The sequence below is a fragment of the Allobosea sp. FW305-C-101 genome, from assembly GCF_058783685.1.
The window spans coordinates 30,214-45,044 of the sequence record NZ_JBYSYT010000006.1 but is presented as its reverse complement, the minus strand read 5'-3'; the positions used below and the strand labels follow the sequence as shown (position 1 = coordinate 45,044).

Sequence of the window (14,831 nt, the reverse complement as noted above, 5' to 3'; positions counted from 1 at the left end):
TCGGGCCGCGCGTCGCTTGACTTGCCCAGCGGCAGTCAACATGCAGATGAGATGGACGGTAAACAGATCGTTCCCTTCGCGACGACGCTGCATGTGCGCGACCATTGCCTGTGCCTGCATGTGCAGCGCGCGGCGCGGGTGCTGGCGCGCCGCTTCGACGACGCCTTGCGCCCGGTCGGGCTGACCAACGGCCAGTTCTCGCTGATGATGGCGCTGAACCGCCCGGTGCCAGCCTCGCTCGGCCCGGTGGCCGACCTGCTCGCAATGGACCGGACGACGCTCACCGCCGCCTTGAAGCCATTGCAGCGGCGCGGACTCGTCACTGTCGCGGTCGACCCTGCCGATCGCCGCGGCCGACTGCTGACGCTGACGGAGGCCGGGATGACGCTGCTCGCCTCAGCCGTGCCGATCTGGCAAGAGACGCACGCCGTCATCGAGGCCGCGATGCCCGATGCCGCGCCGGAAACCTTGCGTGACACGCTGCGCAGCCTCGGCCGACCATAGTCCCCGCCCCGCCCAGGCCGCAGGGCCGCTCCATCAATGCGACTCTGGCGCATGGCCCGCAGTGCCGTTACCGTCCCGCCATTCCCCAGACGCAAGTAAGATCGTAATTCCATGGACAAGCGGCTCGACACTCCCGCCCCGGCCGCAGCCATGAGCCCGGCGGATATCCGCTCGGTCCTGATCGGCGTCATGCTGGCGATGTTCCTGGCCGCGCTCGACCAGACCATCGTCGCAACCGCCCTGCCGACGATGGGGCGCGAGCTCAACGACGTCACGCATCTCTCCTGGATCGTCACGATCTACCTGCTCGCCTCGACCGCGGTGACGCCGCTCTACGGCAAGCTCGCCGATATCCATGGCCGGCGCGTGACCCTGCTCGCCGGCATCGTCGTCTTCGTGATCGGCTCGATCGCCTGCGCTTTGGCGCCGTCGCTCTGGCTGCTCGTCGTCGCGCGCTTCGTGCAGGGGCTCGGCGGTGGCGGGCTGATCGCGCTCGCCCAGACCATCGTCGGCGACATGGTCCCGCCCAAGGAGCGCGGGCGCTATCAGGTCTATTTCGCCACCGTCTTCATGTCCTCCTCGCTGCTCGGCCCGGTTCTCGGCGGCTTCCTCGCGGAGAAGCTGCACTGGTCGGTGATCTTCTGGATCAACCTGCCGCTCGGGCTCGGCGCCTACTGGATGTCGAGCGCGGCGCTGAAGCGGCTGCCGCGCCATGAGCGGCCGCACAAGCTCGACGTGCTCGGCGCCGTGCTGATGACGCTGGGCACGGTCTCGCTGCTGCTCGCCCTGTCCTGGGGCGGCACCGCCTATCCCTGGCGATCGCCGCAGATTGCGGGGCTCGTTGGTGCCTCACTGCTGCTCTGGGCGCTGTTCGCCTGGCGGCTGCGCCGGGCGGCCGAGCCGTTGATCCCGCTCGACCTCTTCGGCAATCGCGTCGTGCGACGCGGCACGGTCGCGGCCGGCTTCGGCATGGGCACCTTCATCGGCCTGACCATCTACCTGCCGCTCTATTTCGAGACGGTGATGGGCCTGAGCGCCACCCATTCCGGCCTCGGCCTGCTGCCGCTGACCTGCGGCACCGTTCTCGGCGCGACGAGCTCCGGCCGGGCGATGTCGCAACTCACCCATTACAAGCGCGTGCCATTGGCCGGACTGTTCGTCGCGATGGCCGGCACTGCGGTGCTTGCCGCCTTTTCCGGCCAGATTCCACTCCTGCCCTTCTGCGTCATCCTAGCGATCGTCAGCATCGGCTTCGGCACGCTGCTGCCCGTCGCGACGGTGTCGATCCAGAACGCCGTGCAGGCGCATCAGCTCGGCACGGTGACGGCGGTCGCCAATTTCTTCCGCCAGATCGGCGGAGCGCTGATCGTCGCGGTGTTCGGCGCGATCGTGCTCGGCGGCGTCGGCGGGGCCGGCGCCCAGCTTTCGCCCGAGGCGCTGAAGCTCGGCACCGTCGATCGCGGGACCATGGTCGTGCTGTTCCGCTATGTCTTCGGCGCGGCGAGCCTCGGTTTCGCGCTCGCCTGGTTGTCGCTGGCACGCATGGAGGAGCTGCCGCTGCGCGGCCGTGCCGTCGAGACGGCCAAGGCGATCGGCGGCGAATAGGAGGCTCGGAACCTGCCGGTCAGCCCGCGCGTTGCCATGAGCCCGTGATCCGTCCGGGCCAGCATCCGCAGCAGGAGTTCCGCCATGTCCGATCTCGTCGTCATCGTCTATCCGACCGAGGCTCGCGCCGAGGAGATGCGCCAGAAGCTGATCGGCCTGCAGAAGGAATACCTGATCGAGATCGGCGATGCCGCGATCGCGGTGATGCACGAGGGCGGCAAGGTGAAGCTGAACCAGCTCTTGAACACGACCGCGATGGGCGCGGTCTCCGGCTCGTTTTGGGGGCTGCTGATCGGCGCGATCTTCCTGATGCCGATCTTCGGCGCAGCTCTGGGTGCAGCCTCCGGAGCGCTCGGCGGGGCGCTGACCGATTACGGCGTCGACGACGCATTCATGAAGGATCTCGCCGGCAGCCTGCAGCCCGGCAATGCGGCGTTGTTCGTGCTGGTCACCAAGGTGACCGGCGACAAGGTTCTGGAGGCGATCCGCGGCACCGGCGGCACCGTGCTCAAGACCTCGCTCGACCGTTCGCAGGAGCAGAAGCTGCGCGACGCGCTGGCCGATGCGCATGGCGCGGAGCCGGCGACGCAGAATCCGCCGGAACCCTATCCGCAGGGCACGGGCGCGCCGACGCCGGTCGGTTGACCATGAAATTCGTCATGCCCGAGCTTGACCCGAGCATCTCCTGAAAGAGATTCTCGGGTCACGCTGCGCGCACCCGAGAATGACGGCTGGAATAATCAGTCCCGCAGCAGCTCGTTGATGCCGGTCTTGGAGCGCGTCTGCGCGTCGACCGTCTTGACGATGACGGCGCAGGAGAGCGCCGGGCCCGGCGTGCCGTCCGGGAAGGGCTTGCCCGGCAGCGAGCCCGGCACCACGACCGAATAGGGCGGCACCTTGCCGACATGGACCTGGCCGGTGGCGCGGTCGACGATCTTGGTCGAGGCCGAGATGAAGACGCCCATCGAGAGCACCGAGCCCTCGCCGACGATCACGCCCTCGACCACCTCGGAGCGGGCGCCAATGAAGCAGTTATCCTCGATGATGGTCGGGTTGGCCTGCAGCGGCTCGAGCACGCCGCCGATGCCGACGCCGCCCGAGAGATGCACATTCTTGCCGATCTGGGCGCAGGAACCGACCGTCGCCCAGGTGTCGACCATGGTGCCCGTGTCGACATAGGCGCCGATATTGACGAAGGACGGCATCAGCACGACGCCGGACGCGATGAAGGAGCCCTTGCGCGCCGCAGCCGGCGGCACAACACGGAAGCCGGCGGCGCGGAAACGGTTCTCGCCCCAGCCCTCGAACTTCGAGGGCACCTTGTCCCAGAACACGGCCTCGCCCGGACCATTCGCCATGATGACGTTGTCGGTCAGGCGGAAGGAGAGCAGCACCGCCTTCTTGAGCCATTGATGCACGACCCAGTCGGCACCCTGCTTCTCGGCGACACGGACCTGGCCGGCATCGAGCATCTCGATCGCCTGCTCGACGGCTTCGCGGACGGCGCCTTTGGTCTGGACGCCGATCTCGGCCCGGCTTTCCCAGGCGGCGTCGATGGTCTGGTTGAGATCGGCGAGGGACATCAGGTGGCTCCGGCGCTTCCAGAAAGATCGGGGCGAGCGATGGCGGATGCAGGCGACGGCGTCAAGCCGGGCGGCGACGCAGCAGATAGGTATCCATGATCCAGCCATGCCGGGCGCGGGCCTGCGCCCTGACCTCGGCGATCTCGGCGGAGAGTTCGGTCAGCGGGCCGCCGCGCAGGATTTCGTCGGGCGTGCCAAGATAGGCGCCCCAGTAGATGTCGAGCCCGGCGGGGTCGACCTTCGTGAAGCTCTGCTCGCCGTCGAGCATGACGACGACGCTGTCCTGATCGGCCGGAAAGCCAGCCGACAGCCGACGGCCCGTGGTGATCAGGATCGGCGCGCCGATCGTGTTGAGCGGAATGCGGTGGCGCGCGGCCAGTACCTGAACGCTGCTGATGCCGGGATAGACCTGCCAGTCGAGATCGAGACCGGAAGCGGCGACGCGCTCCATGATGCGCAAGGTGGAATCGTAGAGCGCCGGATCGCCCCAGACCAAAAGCGCACCGGTCTGCCCGTCCTGCAATTCGGCTTCGAACAAGGCGTGGTAGCCCGCGGCGATGCGCTCGTGCCAGTCGTCGACAACGCCATGATAGTCACTGCCGGCTTCGGCGCGGCGCGGGATTTCGACGGGAACCGTGCGGTAGCCGGGCTTGCGGATGAAGCGGGCGCAGATCGCCTCGCGCAGGGCCCGGAGCGCGGCCTTCTCCTCGCCCTTGTCGGGAATGAACAGGATATCGGCGCGGTTCAGCGCCTCGATCGCCTCGACCGTCATGTGATCGGGATTGCCGGCCCCGATGCCGATGATGAGGATGTTGCGCATGCCGCTCCGCCGGTTTGCGGCGGCTTAGCATGCCCTGTGAGCGGAATGCGAGATCAGGCCCGGCCGAGCACGGCCATCCGGGCGAGATCAGCCTGTAGCGCCGGCGTCGCGTTCAGCGCCAGCGCCGCCTGAAGCGCCTCCAGATCCGCCTGGAGGCGCGGATGCCAGCCGCAAGGGCATGGCTGGTCACCGCAATGAGCATCCGCCACCTCTCTGTAGACCGAGCCGACCGCCGCCGCCGCGAGTTCGAGCAGGGCGAGCGGCGGCAGGCGAGTATCGTGGAGCGCGGCACAAAAAGCTGTCATGACCGCCTCCCGAATCTCGGCCCTGGCGGTCTCCTGCGATTCAGCGCTCCCCTGATCAGGCTGCACGTTCGATGCCCTTGATGGCGGCATGGCGGCGGCGCTGTGGCCCTTGCAAGGGTTTGGGCCCCTGCTCGGGCAAGGTCACGGCAAGCAGGTCGACAAGGCGCTGCATGCGCGGCGGCAGGGCCGCATCGGCGTCGAGATCGCCCGGCCCCTTGGCCAGCGCGAGCGCCCGGCGCAGTTCCGGCCGGCTCGCCCCGGTGCGGACGATCTCGCGGATGATGATCTCGTCGATGCGGCCGATCGCGGCTGCGACATCGACCTCGGTGACGCCACCCATTCGGTTTCTCCGTCGGCTGATTCACTGATCGCGAGGGAGAGATAGGCGCGCCGACGATTCGATGCAAGCTCTTGTTATTACTGCGTAAATATAACTATTTTAAGGTAACGGGTCACTCTCGCCTGCATGCGTGACCGCATCATGACGCCGCCAGCGGCTAGAGGTCGCGGATGATTTCCAGGCGGGCGCCATGGGCGAGCCCGTCGTCCAGGTGGGCATCGTCGGGACCGTAGAAGGAGATGGCATGGGCGCCCTGCCCGCGGCGGACGAGATGCTCACTGATGCTGGCCGCGGCCGGGCCACGCGGCTCGGTCAGGGACAGCGTCTGCCGGCCGATGCGGAACTGCGCGAGCCCAAAGCCGAGGCCGGGAATGCCGCCGATAGCGGCCGGCTCGCGCCCGAGCAGGGCGTGATAGCGGGCAACAGACGTCGCGAGGTCCTGCACGGCCACGGTGACGCCGGCGACTCCGGTCACGCCATTGGCATGGCGACGGCCGGGTCCCTCGGGAACGCGCAGGCTGCGCTCCGTGACATCGGTGCAGAGGAAGGGGATGTCGGGCTCGGGCGGGCGGGCCGAGCGCCAGGCGATGCGCGTGCCGTCCGGCTGGAGCCGGCCGCCGTCGATCGGGCCGTCCATGACGATGCCGGCGGTCCGCGCACGGGCGAGATCGGCATCGAGATCATCCGGCAGCACGGCATAGTCGACGAGGCCGGGGCCGGCACGGTCCAGCACCTGCCACCAGCGGTATTCCGGCAGCGGGCGGGGGAAGGCGATGATCTCAAGATAGGCGCCGTCCGCGAACACGACCAGCGCATTGCGCGAGCCGCGCGGATGCTCGCCGCCGGGCAGAACGGTGAAGCCGAGCGCCGTGTAATCACGGACAGCCGCGTCGAGATCGGCGACAGCAATGACGATATGGTCGATCGAAAGCGGCATGAATTTGGTTCCCGATCCTGCTCTCAGCGGCTCTGCGCGATAGCCTCGATGCCCGACATGCCGCCGAGCTGCGGCGCGAAGCTTTCCCAGACCCTGCGCGCGCCGTCTTGCCAGCCCGGACGATCCTCGGCCGGCACGACCCTGCCGCCCTCGGCCTGGGCCCGCGCCATCGAGGCTTCCTCATCGGCCAGCATCAGCTCGTCGAAATAGGCGATGCCCTCGGTCACGGCGGCCGTCAGCGCCTCACGATCCTGCGGCGCCAAGCCTTTCCAGAAGGGTGCGGCGAACATCACGACGCCGCTCGCCCAGATATGACCGGTTTCGATTAGCACCGGCACGACCTCGTGCAGGCGGAAGCCGACATAGGCCGACTTGGTCAGGTCCATGCAGTCGACCACGCCGGTCTTGAGAGCGTTGTAGGTTTCCGGAATCGGGATCGGGGTCGGATGAGCGCCGAAGCTCGACCAGAGCGCGGTATGAAGCGGGCTCTGGATGACGCGGATGCGCTTGCCCCTGACCGAGGCGGGGGTGGTGAGCGGCTCCTTCGCCAGGAGATGGCGCGCGCCGTAATTGATGAAGCCGGGCACGACGAAGCCCTGCGCCTGATAGAGCTCCTTCAGCGCGTCACCCAGCGGCCCGGCCAATGTCCGCGCCAGATGACCCCGGTCGCGGAACAGGAAGGGCAAGTCGAGGATCTGCCCGGCCGGAACCCAGGCCGAGAGCGAGGACACGGTCGACAGCGCCGCCTGGATCGAGCCGAGCCGCAGGCCCTCAGCCACCTCCTTCTCGCCGCCCAGCGCGGCATTGGGCACGATCCGCAGATCGAAGCGGCCGGGCGCTGTATGGTTGAGGATATCGGCGATGCGCCGCCAGATCTTCGTCTCCGGCTTGTCCTCGCCCAGCAGCGAGGCGACGGTCAGGGGTCGGCCGGCGGCGGAGGCCAAGCTGCCCTTCAGGATGGCGGGCGCGGCAAGCGAACCGGCGGCGAACTGGCGGCGGGTGATCAGCAAGGCTTGCCTCCTTCGGCGGATACAGCGGGATCGCGCGAAACGCGCCCCGCTGCAAGAGGCCATCGCTCAACCGGAGAAGACGCCTTCGAAGACGGTGGCGCCGATCGGGTTGCGCTGGCTCGGCGTCTCGCGCGCCTGCAAGGCCTCCGGCAACTGCGCCTTGTCGCCGGGCTTGCCGATGGCGACGGCGGCCTCGACGCGATAGCCGGCCGGCAGCTTCAGCGCCTGCGGCGCCCGCGCATGGTCGAAGCCGGCCATGCCATGCGCCTGCCAGCCGATACGCACCGCCTGCAGAGCGAGATTGGCCCAGGCGGCGCCGGCATCGAAGGAATGGGTATAGGACGGCACCTCCTCGGCCTTGCCCGGAACCGCCATCGTCTCCTTGGAGACCACGAAGACGAGCGCGGCGGCATTCTTCGCCCAGGACTGGTTGAACTCGCCGAGCAGGCCGAGCAGCGCCGGCCAATGATCGGTGCCGCGCCGGGCATAGATGAAGCGCCAGGGCTGCGAATTGTAGGAGGACGGGGCCCAGCGGGCCGCCTCGAACAGCACCTCCAACTCGCCCTCGGAGATGATCTCGTCGGTGAAGGCGCGCGGCGACCAGCGCTCCAGGAAGAGCGGGTCGATGGCGTGGTCGGCAGTGCGGCTATTGGTGGTAGCGGTCATCGATGGTCCTGACGGCGTGGCTTGCGGCGGCGAAAGCCGCGCGATGGTGTCGGCAGGATCGGCATCACAGGCCTGCCCGTCAAGGAACGGGAATTCTCTAGAAAGGCCAGTTTCTGCAAAGCTTTGCTGATTTTGATTACCTGATGGCGAAGTACCTCCTTCGCATGACCATCGCGATCAAGGCGACTATTCGTGCGTGAAACGCATGTCATATCGGACCGGCATTCGACGCGGTGGATTTCGCAGGGACCGATCGGCTATCCGGGGAAGAGCCGCCGACGGAGACGATGATGAGCGAGACCCATGCGATTGCCTCCGACCGGCTGCGCGCGACGGTGCGGGCCCAAGGCGGCGAGTTGATCGCGCTGTCCGATGCGAACGGGCCGGCGCTCTGGAACGGCGGGCCGGAATGGCCGCGCCATGCGCCGGTGCTGTTCCCGATGGTCGGGCGCCTGACCGACGACACGCTGATCCATCAAGGACGCTCCTACCGCCTGACCCAGCATGGCTTCGCCCGCGACAGCCTGTTCACATGGATCGAGCGCAGCGCGGATCGAGCCGTGCTGGAGCTGCGGGAGAGCCCGGAGACGCTGGCGATCTACCCGTTCAGGTTCGTGCTGCAGATGATCTACGCTGTCGCAAGCGACACGCTGACCGTGACCTCGCGGGTCAGCAATCCAGCCGAGGTGCCCCTGATCTGCGGTGTCGGCGCGCATCCGGCCTTTCTCTGGCCGCTGACCGAGGGCGCCGCGAAACAGGCGCATCGCCTGACCTTCCCGCAGGTGGAGCCAGGTCTGGGCCTCGGCGTCGAAGCCGGCTTGCTGACCGCGCCGATACCCCTGCCCTTTACGGGCAAGGAGCTCGATCTCGACGAGCGCCTCTTCGTCAACGATGCGATCGTGATCCCCGATACCGCCAACAGCTCGGTGCGCTTCGCGGCGTTGGACGCGTCAGGGCGCGAGAACCGCGCCCTGACCGTGAGCTGGGAGGGCTACAAGGATCTCGGCATCTGGTCGAAGCCATCAGGCGCGCCGTTCCTGTGCATCGAGCCCTGGTACGGCATGGCGAGTCCGGCCGGCTGGCAGGGCGAAATCGCGGACAAGCCCGGCATCCTCAGATTGGCGCCGGGCGAGAGCCGCGATTTCGTGTGGCGGGCGACGCTCTAGCGCGTCACTTCTTCTCGATGTTCCAGAACAGCATGACCGGGGCCGCCAGCACGCCGGCAATATTGGTGCGCCGGGCATAGGGCTGGTCGAACTGGCCGAGCACGCGATAGGGCTGCATCTCGGTCAGGCGCTTATGCAAGGTCTCCAGCGCGACCTTGCGGCTGGCATCGTCGGGCGCATCGACGAAGGCGCCGCGCAATTTCTCGGCCTCGGCATCGCAGGGCCAGCCGGCCCAGGCGCGCTCGCAGGCCATGTTGGTGCCGATATTGGTCAGGGGCGACTGCATGGTCGCGCCCGAGGCATAGGTGACGAAGAGGTTCCAGCCGCCCTGATCCGGCGTGCTCTTGTTCTGCTGGCGCGTGGTGACGGCACCCCAGTCGGCGAACTGGACATCGACATTGAAGCCGACCTTCTTCAGCGAAGCCGCCGCGACCTCGGCCATGCGGCCGATCGGGGCGATGTCGTTGCTGGTCGAGAGTACGAGCTTCTCGCCCTTGTAGCCGCTCTCCTTCAGGAGCTCGCGCGCCTTGTCGAGATTGGGCTTGGCATAGCCCTCGCTCCCGGTCTCGATGCCGTTGGGACCGCCGCAGATGAAATAGGCGTTGCAGCGCTTCCACCATTCCTCGTCGCCGAAGCCGGCCGCGAGAAAATCAGCCTGCTCGGTCGCATAGGCCAAGGCGAGCCTGGCCTTCGGGTTGTCGAAGGGCGGGTGGAGATGGTTCGGCCGCAGCATGACCTGATTGGCAAGATTGGAATAGCGATCGACCTTGACCTGCTTGTTGGTCGAGATGACCGGGATCAGGTCCTGGCTCGGCTGCTCCCAGATATCGATCTCGCCGGTCTGGAGCGCCGCGGCAGCGGTCGCCGCATCCGGCATGATCTGCCATTCGACGCGATCGACCTTGACGACGCGCCCGCCGGCGAGCCCGTCAGCCGGCTCCGAACGCGGGACGTAATCGGGATTGCGGTCGTAGACGACCTTCGAACCGCTGCGCCAGTCCTCGCGATTGAACTTGAACGGGCCGGAGCCGATCGTCTCGGTGATCGGCCTCATCGGATCGGACTTGGCGTCGGACTCGCGCATGATCACTGGGATCTGGCCGACGGCGGAACCCAGCGCGAAAGGCACCAGCGCCATCGGCCGCTTCAGCTTGAGGCGGAAGGTGGCGTCGTCCACCACCTCCATCCCATCGGTATATTCGGCGAGCTTGCCGCCGATGGTGTCGCGCTTCATCCAGCGGGCGAGCGAGGCGATGACGTCCTTCGTCGTGACCGGCTGGCCATCATGGAATTTCAGGCCGGGGCGGAGCTTGAAGGTCCAGGTCAGCTTGTCCGGCGAGGTCTCGAAGCTCTCGACCATCTGCGGCTTCGGCTGGAGGTTCGAATCCCAGGCGAAGAGCGTCTCGTAGATCATCAGCCCGTGCATGCGGGTGATGACGATGGAGGCGGCGACCGGATCGAGCGTCTTCAAATCCGCATGCGGCGCGACGCGCAGGACGCGGCTCGAAGCCGGCTGCGACTGCGCCAATGCCGGAAGCGGCAGGAACGCGGCCGCCGACAGCAGCAGCGCGGCGGTGAAACGGGACAGTTGCATCAGGCGTTCTCCTCCTTCGTCACCGGCCCTGCGGCACCGCCCCTCTGCGGAGCCGCCTCAGCCGGCGCGTTGCATTTGCAAAATTCTTGCCCGGTGGCCGGCAACCCGCAAGCTGCCTTCCGCATCGAGCCAGAGGCAGGGCCGCGCGCGCCAGGGGCCGTGCAAGTGATCCGCGAGCGCACGGCCGTTCGGCAGAGGCGTCAGGCGTGAGACCGTCCCGCCAGCAGGCCAGGGCATCAGCGCCGTGCCATCGGCCCGGATCTCGATCTGCGTACCGAAGCGTGGGTCACGCCAGCGCCCGACCAACCGCGCATCGAGCGGGGTATCGGCCGGCACGCGCGCGAGCGATCGCTTGACGCCACCGATCAGTCCGGTGAGGCGATCCTCTCCTTCCCGCTTCAGGCGGATGTCGAGATAGGCCGGCAGGCTGCGCATGCCGCCATCGCCATCCGTCACGAGGCGCTCGAAACCACCCATGAAGCTGATCGAATCCGTGGCGAGCTCGGCCCAGAACGGCCCTTCATCGCTGGCAAACAAGCCAACGGGCGCGTTCGCGATCGTAGGCAGGTCCTGCCCGAGCAGGGCCGCCAGTACCGTCAGGGCCGGCCAGAGCGCCTCTTCCTCGCGATTGGACAGCACGACGACGCCGACGCCATGGGCCGGCGACATCCAGAAATGGTTGCGATAGCCGGCGAGCGAGCCGCCATGGCCGACGATCCCAGTCTCGCCCAGCCGGCTGCAGACCAGGCCCAATCGGTAGACGCTTTCGGTGCCATCGGCGAAATGGCGCGGCGACGTCAGGCGCTCCAGCATGCCGGCGAGCGGGCCGCGGCCGGCCAGCAGGGCCGAGGCCCAGCCGGCAAGATCGGCGGCGGAACCCACGATTCCGCCCGAGGCCGAGAAATGTGGGCCGTTATGGCCGCGCCGCCAGGCTGAGCCATCGTTCCAGTAGCCGGTGGCGAGGCCGGGAACGATTTCCGAGCCGTCATAAGGCAAACGGAAGGCGGCACCCAATTCGCCGGAGAGTTCCGCGACCGTTTCCTTGTAGGGCTTGCCCGTGACCTGCTCGAGGATGCGCTGCCCCAGCCGCCAGCCGGTATTGGAATAGGCCATCTCGGTGCCGGGCTCGGCATTGAGCGAGGGCAGGCTGCAAGCGAACGCGAAAACCTCCTCCGCGCTCAAGGTCGCGGTGAAGGGCACGCCTTGGTGCCAGAAGGCCTCCATCATGTCCGGCAGGGCGCCGGTCATGTCGAGCGCGCGGCCGAGTTCGACAGCCGCGAGCGGCGCCGGCAATTCCTTCAGCCAGCGACCAAGCGGCGCATCGAGCGGGATGCCGGCCCGCAGCAAGGCGATCGCGAGGATATGCTTGCTGATCGAAGCGAAGCGGTTCGGCGTCTGCGGCGCGAAAGGCACGCCATATTCAATGCTGGCGAGGCCACCGGCAAAGGCCTCGCGCACGCCATCGCGATCGAAGAGCACGACGGCGCCGCCCGGCCCCGCCGCATTCTGCCAGTTCGCGGCGATCTCCTGCGCACGGGACGCAGCGCGGGTCCAGTCCAGAGCCATGTCCTGTTCCCTCAACCCTGCGGGCGGGCTTCGCCGAGGAGGTTGCGCAGGGCCCGCATGAAGACGCGCGCGCCGGGACCGATCGCATCGTCCGGGAAGTCGAAATCCGGATTGTGCAGATGGGCCGTCTCGCCCGAGCCGAGCAGGAACATCGCCGATTTGGAGCGGCGCCCGAACAGGCCGAAATCCTCCGAGCCGCGCGAGGGCGGCGTCGGGCCATGCGGCACCTTCTCCTCGTCCATCGCCCGGCGCAGCATCGCAACGGCTTCCGGCTCGTTCTCGCAGTGGTGGAAGATGTCGTGATAGCTGATCTCGACGGTCAGACGGCCAGCCTCGGCAGCCTCGCGCGCGAGCTTCTCGGCGGCTTCGCAGAGCGCCCCCATCTGCGCATCGTTGACGGTGCGCAAAGTCGCCCAGAGCTCGCCATGGCCCGGCGCGATGCCGAAGGCCTGCTCGCCGATCTCGACATGGGTCACGGTGACCAGCCGGAAATTGGCATCGAGCGGGCCGCCCGGTCCCAGCGCGGTCAAAGCGGGGATCAGCGTCGCGATGGCCGGAGCGGGCGAGCGGCCATGCTCCGGCGTCGAGGCATGCGAGGTCTCGCCGGTCAGGATGATCTTGATGCCGCGCGAGGCGCAGTTGGCGGCCCCTTCCGAAATGCGGGCATGGCCGACGGGAACGCCGGGGCGGTTATGCAGCGAGAAGGCGTAATCCGGGACGATCTCCTCGAATTTCGGATCGGCCATCACGGCAGCGGCGCCGGCGCCGGTCTCTTCCGCCGGCTGGAATAGCAGGATGGCGCGGCCCTTCTGCGGCGGATTGCGCTGCAGGCCGCGGGCGAGGCCCGCGAGGATGGTCATGTGCCCGTCATGGCCGCAGAGATGGCCCTTGCCGGGGATTTCGGAGCGATGGTCGCTGTCGGAAAGCTCTTCGATCGGCAGCGCGTCGAGTTCGGCGCGGATCAGCACGGTCGGGCCGGGTTCGGCGCCTTCGTAGATCGCCGCGACGCCATGGCCGCCGAGTTCGGTGACGATGCGGTCCGGGCCGGTCGGCTTCAGGAATTCGACGATGGTCGCGGCGGTCTCGCGCTCCTCGCCCGAGATTTCAGGCCTGCGATGCAGCCGATGCCGGAGATCGACGAGATCGACCATATCGCTGTTGGTGGGGAACACGGATGAAGCCTCCCGGGCGCTCTGCCGGCCGGCGGATCACCGGCTCTTGCCCGGAAAGGTTCGACACTTCAGCCGCTTCGGCAACCCGCGTCATCGCCGGGGGCGGCATGCGCGAGCGCGAGATCAGGGCCTTTCCCAATTTCTCCGAAATCGCGAAAGGCCCTGAATTCTTGTTTATCGCATTTTCTTCACGCGAACCGGTGCCCACTTCGCTCGAAAATGCTCTAGTTCCCGAGTTCGGCCTCGATCTCGGCGTCGAACGCCTGCGCCAGCATGGCGCGGCAGGCCTCGGCCTGCTGGCGCGCCGAATCGAGCGCGATATGGGGGAGAATCTCGGCGAGATCGCGCAGGGCGAAATCGACGGCCGACATCAGCCCGAGTGCCGGTTCGGCAGCGGCTACCGGCTGTTGCGGAAGGCGGAACGCAATGACCTGACCCATAGGCATACTCACGCTGAAAGCGAATCGGCCTTCAGTGTGCGGGGGCAGGCTTCAGAAAGTGGTTAACGGCGGAATTGCGGCAGCGCTTCCGGATCAGAGCCCCTAACACAACTCGGAGGGGTCTCGATGGGTTTTGTAGGAGCCGAATGCCAGGAGAAGCGCGCAGCCGATATCCATCGATATCGGCAAGTCGTTCCGACGCCGCAGGCGGCCCTCCAAAACCCACCTCCGGCGCCGGGAATTCGACCGCCCGCGGCGTCGCGGCGCTTGCCGATACCAACGGTATCGGCCTCACCCCGCTCCTGGCGGAGCGGACGAATTGCCGGCGTCGAGACCCCTCCGAGTTGTGTTAGGGGCTCTTAACCATAGCCGTGCAGGCTGGCGCCATGGCGCTTCAACCAAGCCTCCGCCTCCTCGGTACCCGGACAGAGCTTGTGGGTCAGCGCCCAGAAGCGATGCGAGTGGTTCATCTCCTTGAGATGCGCCACCTCATGGGCCGCGAGATAGTCGAGCACCGGGGACGGCGCCAGGATCAGCCGCCATGAGAAGCTGAGATCCCTTTGAGAGGAGCAGGAGCCCCAGCGGCTGGTCGTGTCGCGGATGGTGATCTTGCGGGCGGGGATACCGAGCGTCGCGGTGTGGCGGCGCACCGCCTTCTCGATATCCTCGAGCGCGAGCTTCCGCAGGAAATCCTTGACCCGGCGCGAGACATGCGCGGCATCGCCGGCCACCGCGATCACCGGAACGCCCTCAGCATCGCGCGTCGCCTGCGTCAGCCCGCGCGCCTTGGACCAGTGCACGATGCGATGCGGCACGCCGCGTAGCGGTATGCTCTGGCCGGGCTCGAAGGGCACCGGGCGCGGGCGCTTGGCCATACGCGCGGCGATCCAGCCGCCATGGTTCTCGGCGAAGGTGCGGCCAGCGGCGAAATCGGCGCGCTCGGGCAAGGTCAGAGTGATCTCGCCGGTCGCCTGCGAGACGCGCAGCGTCATCCGCCGCGCAGCGGCGCGACGCTTGACCAGAACGGCATAGCGCGCGCCGGCATGCACGACCTCAATCCGGTCGGGGTCCGGCTGGCGCCTGAACAGGGAGATGCGCATCGCCCGCGATTGTGCGGGATTCG

The 14,831-nt window shown here is 67.6% G+C and carries 16 protein-coding genes; 5 read left to right on the top strand and 11 right to left on the bottom strand.

Translation table 11 applies throughout. The features are described 5' to 3' along the window. The first annotated feature begins 51 nt into the window (after positions 1–51). From AC3WMA_RS22140 to AC3WMA_RS22130, 3 genes are all read left to right on the top strand, one after another. Complete coding sequence (locus AC3WMA_RS22140) at positions 52–504, top strand: MarR family winged helix-turn-helix transcriptional regulator (RefSeq protein WP_492287489.1); 453 nt, start codon at positions 52–54, stop codon at positions 502–504. A 111-nt stretch (positions 505–615) separates the two neighbouring features. Then, the gene (locus tag AC3WMA_RS22135; RefSeq protein ID WP_492287488.1) at positions 616–2,109 is read left to right on the top strand and encodes an MDR family MFS transporter; all 1,494 of its coding nucleotides are present in this window, start codon (positions 616–618) and stop codon (positions 2,107–2,109) included. An 84-nt stretch (positions 2,110–2,193) separates the two neighbouring features. Next, positions 2,194–2,754, top strand: coding sequence for a DUF1269 domain-containing protein (locus AC3WMA_RS22130; protein WP_492287487.1), 561 nt, complete (start codon positions 2,194–2,196; stop codon positions 2,752–2,754). A gap of 95 nt (positions 2,755–2,849) precedes the next feature. Here the strand turns inward: AC3WMA_RS22130 and dapD are convergent, their stop codons facing one another. The 7 genes from dapD to AC3WMA_RS22095 form a co-directional block, all read right to left on the bottom strand. Further along, on the bottom strand, positions 2,850–3,692 hold the full coding sequence (dapD, locus tag AC3WMA_RS22125; RefSeq protein ID WP_492287486.1) for a 2,3,4,5-tetrahydropyridine-2,6-dicarboxylate N-succinyltransferase: 843 nt from the start codon (positions 3,690–3,692) through the stop codon (positions 2,850–2,852). A 61-nt stretch (positions 3,693–3,753) separates the two neighbouring features. Further along, positions 3,754–4,512 (bottom strand): precorrin-6A synthase (deacetylating), encoded by a 759-nt coding sequence (cobF, locus tag AC3WMA_RS22120; RefSeq protein ID WP_492287485.1) that lies wholly within the window; start codon positions 4,510–4,512, stop codon positions 3,754–3,756. A 53-nt stretch (positions 4,513–4,565) separates the two neighbouring features. Further along, on the bottom strand, positions 4,566–4,817 hold the full coding sequence (locus AC3WMA_RS22115; RefSeq protein ID WP_492287484.1) for a hypothetical protein: 252 nt from the start codon (positions 4,815–4,817) through the stop codon (positions 4,566–4,568). 55 nt (positions 4,818–4,872) lie between these two features. Beyond that, complete coding sequence (locus AC3WMA_RS22110; protein WP_492287483.1) at positions 4,873–5,157, bottom strand: hypothetical protein; 285 nt, start codon at positions 5,155–5,157, stop codon at positions 4,873–4,875. A 157-nt stretch (positions 5,158–5,314) separates the two neighbouring features. Next, a complete protein-coding gene (locus AC3WMA_RS22105) occupies positions 5,315–6,094 on the bottom strand; it encodes a VOC family protein (RefSeq protein ID WP_492287482.1) in 780 nt (259 codons plus the stop codon). Positions 6,095–6,117: 23 nt separating this feature from the next. Continuing rightward, entirely contained in the window at positions 6,118–7,104 is a 987-nt protein-coding gene (locus AC3WMA_RS22100; RefSeq protein ID WP_492287481.1) for a TRAP transporter substrate-binding protein, read from the bottom strand. A gap of 66 nt (positions 7,105–7,170) precedes the next feature. Further along, positions 7,171–7,770, bottom strand: a complete 600-nt coding sequence (locus AC3WMA_RS22095; protein ID WP_492287480.1) for a nitroreductase family protein — start codon at positions 7,768–7,770, stop codon at positions 7,171–7,173. 290 nt (positions 7,771–8,060) lie between these two features. Between AC3WMA_RS22095 and AC3WMA_RS22090 the strand changes: the two genes are divergently transcribed. Next, positions 8,061–8,936 (top strand): aldose 1-epimerase family protein, encoded by an 876-nt coding sequence (locus tag AC3WMA_RS22090; RefSeq protein WP_492287479.1) that lies wholly within the window; start codon positions 8,061–8,063, stop codon positions 8,934–8,936. Between the two features lie 4 nt (positions 8,937–8,940). Here AC3WMA_RS22090 and AC3WMA_RS22085 read toward each other — a convergent pair whose 3' ends face one another. Genes AC3WMA_RS22085 through AC3WMA_RS22075 form a run of 3 tightly spaced genes read right to left on the bottom strand, consistent with a single transcriptional unit; the run spans position 8,941 to position 13,268 of the window. Further along, on the bottom strand, positions 8,941–10,530 hold the full coding sequence (locus tag AC3WMA_RS22085; protein WP_492287478.1) for an ABC transporter substrate-binding protein: 1,590 nt from the start codon (positions 10,528–10,530) through the stop codon (positions 8,941–8,943). 57 nt (positions 10,531–10,587) lie between these two features. Continuing rightward, positions 10,588–12,096: a serine hydrolase domain-containing protein gene (locus AC3WMA_RS22080; protein WP_492287477.1), complete on the bottom strand. Its 1,509-nt coding sequence runs from the start codon at positions 12,094–12,096 to the stop codon at positions 10,588–10,590. Between the two features lie 11 nt (positions 12,097–12,107). Next, positions 12,108–13,268, bottom strand: coding sequence for an amidohydrolase (locus AC3WMA_RS22075; protein WP_492287476.1), 1,161 nt, complete (start codon positions 13,266–13,268; stop codon positions 12,108–12,110). Between the two features lie 107 nt (positions 13,269–13,375). Here AC3WMA_RS22075 and AC3WMA_RS22070 point away from each other — a divergent pair, with 107 nt between their 5' ends. Next, on the top strand, positions 13,376–13,774 hold the full coding sequence (locus tag AC3WMA_RS22070) for a hypothetical protein (RefSeq protein ID WP_492287475.1): 399 nt from the start codon (positions 13,376–13,378) through the stop codon (positions 13,772–13,774). A gap of 293 nt (positions 13,775–14,067) precedes the next feature. Here the strand turns inward: AC3WMA_RS22070 and AC3WMA_RS22065 are convergent, their stop codons facing one another. Beyond that, the gene (locus tag AC3WMA_RS22065) at positions 14,068–14,808 is read right to left on the bottom strand and encodes a M48 family metallopeptidase (protein ID WP_492287474.1); all 741 of its coding nucleotides are present in this window, start codon (positions 14,806–14,808) and stop codon (positions 14,068–14,070) included. Between the last annotated feature and the right edge of the window lie 23 nt (positions 14,809–14,831).

Excerpts from the sequence above, each read along its gene's own strand:
- AC3WMA_RS22140 (WP_492287489.1), top strand. The coding sequence starts at position 52 with ATGGACGGTAAACAGATCGTTCCCTTCGCGACGACGCTGCATGTGCGC.
- AC3WMA_RS22135 (WP_492287488.1), top strand. The coding sequence starts at position 616 with ATGGACAAGCGGCTCGACACTCCCGCCCCGGCCGCAGCCATGAGCCCG.
- AC3WMA_RS22130 (WP_492287487.1), top strand. The coding sequence starts at position 2,194 with ATGTCCGATCTCGTCGTCATCGTCTATCCGACCGAGGCTCGCGCCGAG.
- dapD (WP_492287486.1), bottom strand. The coding sequence starts at position 3,692 with ATGTCCCTCGCCGATCTCAACCAGACCATCGACGCCGCCTGGGAAAGC.
- cobF (WP_492287485.1), bottom strand. The coding sequence starts at position 4,512 with ATGCGCAACATCCTCATCATCGGCATCGGGGCCGGCAATCCCGATCAC.
- AC3WMA_RS22115 (WP_492287484.1), bottom strand. The coding sequence starts at position 4,817 with ATGACAGCTTTTTGTGCCGCGCTCCACGATACTCGCCTGCCGCCGCTC.
- AC3WMA_RS22110 (WP_492287483.1), bottom strand. The coding sequence starts at position 5,157 with ATGGGTGGCGTCACCGAGGTCGATGTCGCAGCCGCGATCGGCCGCATC.
- AC3WMA_RS22105 (WP_492287482.1), bottom strand. The coding sequence starts at position 6,094 with ATGCCGCTTTCGATCGACCATATCGTCATTGCTGTCGCCGATCTCGAC.
- AC3WMA_RS22095 (WP_492287480.1), bottom strand. The coding sequence starts at position 7,770 with ATGACCGCTACCACCAATAGCCGCACTGCCGACCACGCCATCGACCCG.
- AC3WMA_RS22090 (WP_492287479.1), top strand. The coding sequence starts at position 8,061 with ATGAGCGAGACCCATGCGATTGCCTCCGACCGGCTGCGCGCGACGGTG.
- AC3WMA_RS22085 (WP_492287478.1), bottom strand. The coding sequence starts at position 10,530 with ATGCAACTGTCCCGTTTCACCGCCGCGCTGCTGCTGTCGGCGGCCGCG.
- AC3WMA_RS22080 (WP_492287477.1), bottom strand. The coding sequence starts at position 12,096 with ATGGCTCTGGACTGGACCCGCGCTGCGTCCCGTGCGCAGGAGATCGCC.
- AC3WMA_RS22070 (WP_492287475.1), top strand. The coding sequence starts at position 13,376 with ATGCGCGAGCGCGAGATCAGGGCCTTTCCCAATTTCTCCGAAATCGCG.
- AC3WMA_RS22065 (WP_492287474.1), bottom strand. The coding sequence starts at position 14,808 with ATGCGCATCTCCCTGTTCAGGCGCCAGCCGGACCCCGACCGGATTGAG.